The organism is Roseomonas chloroacetimidivorans, from assembly GCF_049629625.1.
GTDB classification, from domain to species: domain Bacteria; phylum Pseudomonadota; class Alphaproteobacteria; order Acetobacterales; family Acetobacteraceae; genus Roseomonas; species Roseomonas chloroacetimidivorans.
In genome coordinates this window covers 1-3,360 of the sequence record NZ_JBNBZS010000198.1, presented here as the reverse complement: position 1 = coordinate 3,360, position 3,360 = coordinate 1, and the positions used below count along the sequence as shown (strand labels likewise).

The 3,360-nt window shown below is 62.7% G+C and carries 6 protein-coding genes and 1 pseudogene; 3 read left to right on the top strand and 4 right to left on the bottom strand.

The annotated features are described in order from the left end of the window. The 3 genes from ACO1BU_RS36425 to ACO1BU_RS36415 form a co-directional block, all read left to right on the top strand. Nucleotides 1–191: IS3 family transposase (locus ACO1BU_RS36425; protein ID WP_424140748.1), on the top strand; the 191-nt coding region annotated here is incomplete at its 5' end. Nucleotides 192–229: 38 nt separating this feature from the next. Beyond that, nucleotides 230–562 (top strand): hypothetical protein, encoded by a 333-nt coding sequence (locus ACO1BU_RS36420; protein ID WP_424140747.1) that lies wholly within the window; start codon nucleotides 230–232, stop codon nucleotides 560–562. Nucleotides 563–674: 112 nt separating this feature from the next. Beyond that, nucleotides 675–1,385, top strand: a complete 711-nt coding sequence (locus ACO1BU_RS36415; RefSeq protein WP_424140749.1) for an IS6 family transposase — start codon at nucleotides 675–677, stop codon at nucleotides 1,383–1,385. 159 nt (nucleotides 1,386–1,544) lie between these two features. On the opposite strand, the gene ACO1BU_RS36410 is transcribed toward ACO1BU_RS36415, so the two are convergent. The 4 genes and pseudogenes from ACO1BU_RS36410 to ACO1BU_RS36395 form a co-directional block, all read right to left on the bottom strand. Then, nucleotides 1,545–1,871: a hypothetical protein gene (locus ACO1BU_RS36410; protein ID WP_424140746.1), complete on the bottom strand. Its 327-nt coding sequence runs from the start codon at nucleotides 1,869–1,871 to the stop codon at nucleotides 1,545–1,547. Between the two features lie 145 nt (nucleotides 1,872–2,016). Continuing rightward, nucleotides 2,017–2,184 carry a hypothetical protein gene (locus tag ACO1BU_RS36405; RefSeq protein WP_424140745.1) on the bottom strand — a complete coding sequence of 56 codons (168 nt, stop codon included), beginning with the start codon at nucleotides 2,182–2,184 and terminating at the stop codon, nucleotides 2,017–2,019. Nucleotides 2,185–2,211: 27 nt separating this feature from the next. Continuing rightward, a complete protein-coding gene (locus ACO1BU_RS36400; RefSeq protein ID WP_424140744.1) occupies nucleotides 2,212–2,445 on the bottom strand; it encodes a helix-turn-helix domain-containing protein in 234 nt (77 codons plus the stop codon). Nucleotides 2,446–2,792: 347 nt separating this feature from the next. Next, a pseudogene (locus ACO1BU_RS36395) lies at nucleotides 2,793–2,876 on the bottom strand (transcriptional regulator); the annotation flags it as partial. Nucleotides 2,877–3,360 lie beyond the last annotated feature (484 nt).

Here is a 3,360-nt window from a genome sequence, read left to right as displayed (position 1 = left end):
GCTTCGACAACTCCATGGTCGAAACCGTCTTCAAGACCCTCAAAACGGAGATGGTCTGGCGAACCACCTTCCTCTCACGCCAGCAGGCCGAACTCGCCCTTGGCCGCTACATCGACGGTTTCTACAATCCACGGCGACGGCACTCAGCACTTCGCTATCAGAGCCCTTGTGCTTTCGAGGCCACCGCATAGTTCAACAACCGCTCTCCACTTTCCCAGGGCAAGTCCAGATGACGGCGGATGAGCGTGACCTCATTCGCGACATCACAGACGCCGTACCCGCGCTCGGCACCGCCTCGAACCTGGCACGACGCTTCGCCGCCCTGGTCCGCGGCGGTGACGCAGCGGATCTCGATGATTGGCTCATTGCTGCACGAGACAGCGAGCTGGCCGGCTTCGCGCAGGGCCTCGCCCGCGATCTGGAGGCCGTTCGTGCGGCCGTCACCGCACCCTGGAGCACGAGCCCGGTCGAGGGGCAGATCAATCGCCTCAAGACGGTGAAGCGGCAAATGTATGGTCGCGCAGGCCATGCTCTCCTCCGCGCGCGTGTACTTGCGGCGTAAAGGACAGTGTGAACGAACTACAGCGGCGTTTCGGTGCACCAAAACTGCCGAAGAGCCCCTGATTGTCGCGCCAATCGCATCCTGATTGTCGCGCCATAGTCGCACGCTCCGGATCCGGCAGGGTCAGTCCTTCAAGGGCCGGCAGTTCACCGCCGAGGTGATCCTCTGGGCCGTCCGCTGGTCCCTCATGTTCCCGATCAGCTATCGCGACCTCGCGCTGATGCTGGCCGACCGTGGCGTCGAGGTGGATCACACGACCATCTTCCGTTGGGTGCAGGCCTATACGCCCGAGTTTGAGAGACGGATCCGGCCCTACCTGCACCCGAGCAATGGGTCCTGGAGGGTCGACGAGACTTATGTCCGTGTGAAGGGACGCTGGATGTATCTCTACCGCGCGGTGGACAGCTGCGGGCAGACGATCGACTTCCTGCTCGCGGCCAAGCGGGACGCGGCGGCCGCGAAGCGCTTCTTCCGCAAGGCCCTGAGCCAGCCTCACACAGTGAACCCGCGCACGATCACGGTGGACAAGAATCCTGCCTATCCACGAGCGACGGCAGAGATGAAAGCGGATGGCGAGCTGTGGCGGTCCTCGCGACTACGCCAGGCCAAATATCTCAATAACATCGTGGAACAAGACCACCGCCGACTGCGACGGTTGATGCGTCCAGGGCTGGGCTTTGGCAGTTTCTGGACGGCGCAGCGGACGTTAGCGGGTTATGAGACGATGGCGATGATCAGGAAAGGGCAAGTGCGGGGCATCGGTGGACACGACATGCAGGCTCAAGCCGCCTTCATCGCTGACCTATTCCGGACCACCGCCTGATTTCCCAGGCTCCGCGATGACCCGTGACCTGTGCTGAACTTTGCAACAAATCCCGGCACCCTGACGATTTCTTTCGGGCCTTGATCGTGGCAGCAGACTTTCTCAGCCACACCCCAAATCACCGGATATTCGGGAGGGGCGCGGTTGATCCTCTTGGCTCTAGCTAGGCCGCTTGCGTGTCCTCGCCACTGAGCCGCGTTCGTCCGCATCGCGCTTTGGTTTACGAGACCTCGCGATGCGCTCGAGCATCTCAGTTGCAAAATAGCCAGCCGAGTTGAGGCTCGGCGCCCTGCCAGACAGGCCAGTGAGATCAGACGCGGCGTCGGAGCCCTTGGCAATGAAGACGAGAAGCGAGGCAATCTCTTCCAAGTCGTCGGGCGGAAGCCGCGCAGCGATAGCCGCGATGGTCATCTCAAGGACCATGAGGCGCATCGCGCTGTCATCGTCTGATTGGGGAAGAGCTGAACCCGCCGTGCTGGACGTCATCTGGGATAGCCCTCTTCCGTGTGGTTTAGCAACCTAAAATTGCATCCCGTGCGCGCTCAAACCACTTTTGGCTGATCGGAGGAGTTGCCGAACCGGCGCCGCCGGATCTCTGAATTCGCACCCGCTCCGGTCCCGGCTTGATGCTTCAGCGCGGGCTGTCACCTGCCCCTTCGTTATCGCGCTCCGCCTGGTTCGGCGGCGGGCTAAGCTTCGCTTCCCTCTGTTCCTGCCTTTTCTGCTCCTTGGCCTGCGTCTTCGTCACCTTGTCCCGCTCGCGCTGAACCCGTTCCTGGCCATAGTTCGGTTTACGCAAAATTAGTCTCCCGCTGAACTATGATGGCTAGTTTGTCGCGTCGCGCAGACGCACGCCCGGCTCTTCGCCATTCTCTTCCAGAAAGATCACCCCGGCCGCCTCAAAGGCAGCGCGGATGGCGGAGCACGTAGCCGGAGAGGGCCGAAAACGCGCTTCCTCCAGATTCTTAACCGTCCCGGACGAAACATGCGCCTGAATGGCCAGATCCGTCCGGCTCCACCCCAAAAGCTCGCGCGCCTGGCGGCAAAGATCAGGGGTCACAGGCCGGACCTACGCAGCCGCACCCCAGCTCCCCCGCCATCCTCGGGGATGAATTCGACATCAGCAGCGGTCACTGAGTCATTCCCGCGCGTAAGCGGTAGCCCTGGCTGCGGCCGCCGCCATGGACGCTTCACGACTGACCGCTCCGCCGACCTCGACCTCCCGCTCGGCATCGTCTTCCAGCGCCACCACTTCCCAGGTCCATGGTTCAGAAGTGTGAGTTGAATCAGGAAACACGCGGAGCAGTAGGTCCGGCCTTCCCGGCTGACCAGGCACCGTTCTGGTCCATGTGTCACCCCAGTCCTCGGTCCAGCCATCCGTCGGTTCTGCCTTTCGCGGACACCTTCCTCCTCGTGTTCCTTCCGCAGCCGCACGCCGGCGCCGCCACCATTTTCCGGGATGAACTCCACCCCTGCCGCTTCCAGGGCGGCTAAGCGCTGCCCGCCCGCTCCAATTCTGGTTTGGGTGCCTAATCCAAAATATCCAGAACACCCAAACCCTCTCTCCGCGGTAGGTGGGAGGCGAGAATCCGCTGCGAGTCAGTGGATCGGGCGGAGAGCGCCACGTTTGAATAGTGCGGCGCGTCAGCGTCCCACTGGTTCCATCCGCACCACCTCAGGAGCCGGAGTGGAGGCAGGCGTGGGCTCAGGCGGTGCCGGAGGCTGGCTATAGGCGGAGGATTGCGACCGCCATTCGTCCGTCAGCGGAAGCATGCTCGACGGCGGCCGCCGCATGCAGCCGCGGATAATGGGGGCACACACGCCGTCCTCACCGACCGGCCGGTCGTTGTTATACCAACCGCCTTGATCGCTGACTCGCATGTGATCCCGCCAGCGCAGTAGGTGTGATTCGCTCCTTCCGGTGATTGGTTCGGGAGGCTGGAATGGCGCTGGCGATCACGCGGCAGGACCTGTC

Excerpts from the sequence above, each read along its gene's own strand:
- ACO1BU_RS36410 (WP_424140746.1), bottom strand. The coding sequence starts at position 1,871 with ATGACGTCCAGCACGGCGGGTTCAGCTCTTCCCCAATCAGACGATGAC.
- ACO1BU_RS36420 (WP_424140747.1), top strand. The coding sequence starts at position 230 with ATGACGGCGGATGAGCGTGACCTCATTCGCGACATCACAGACGCCGTA.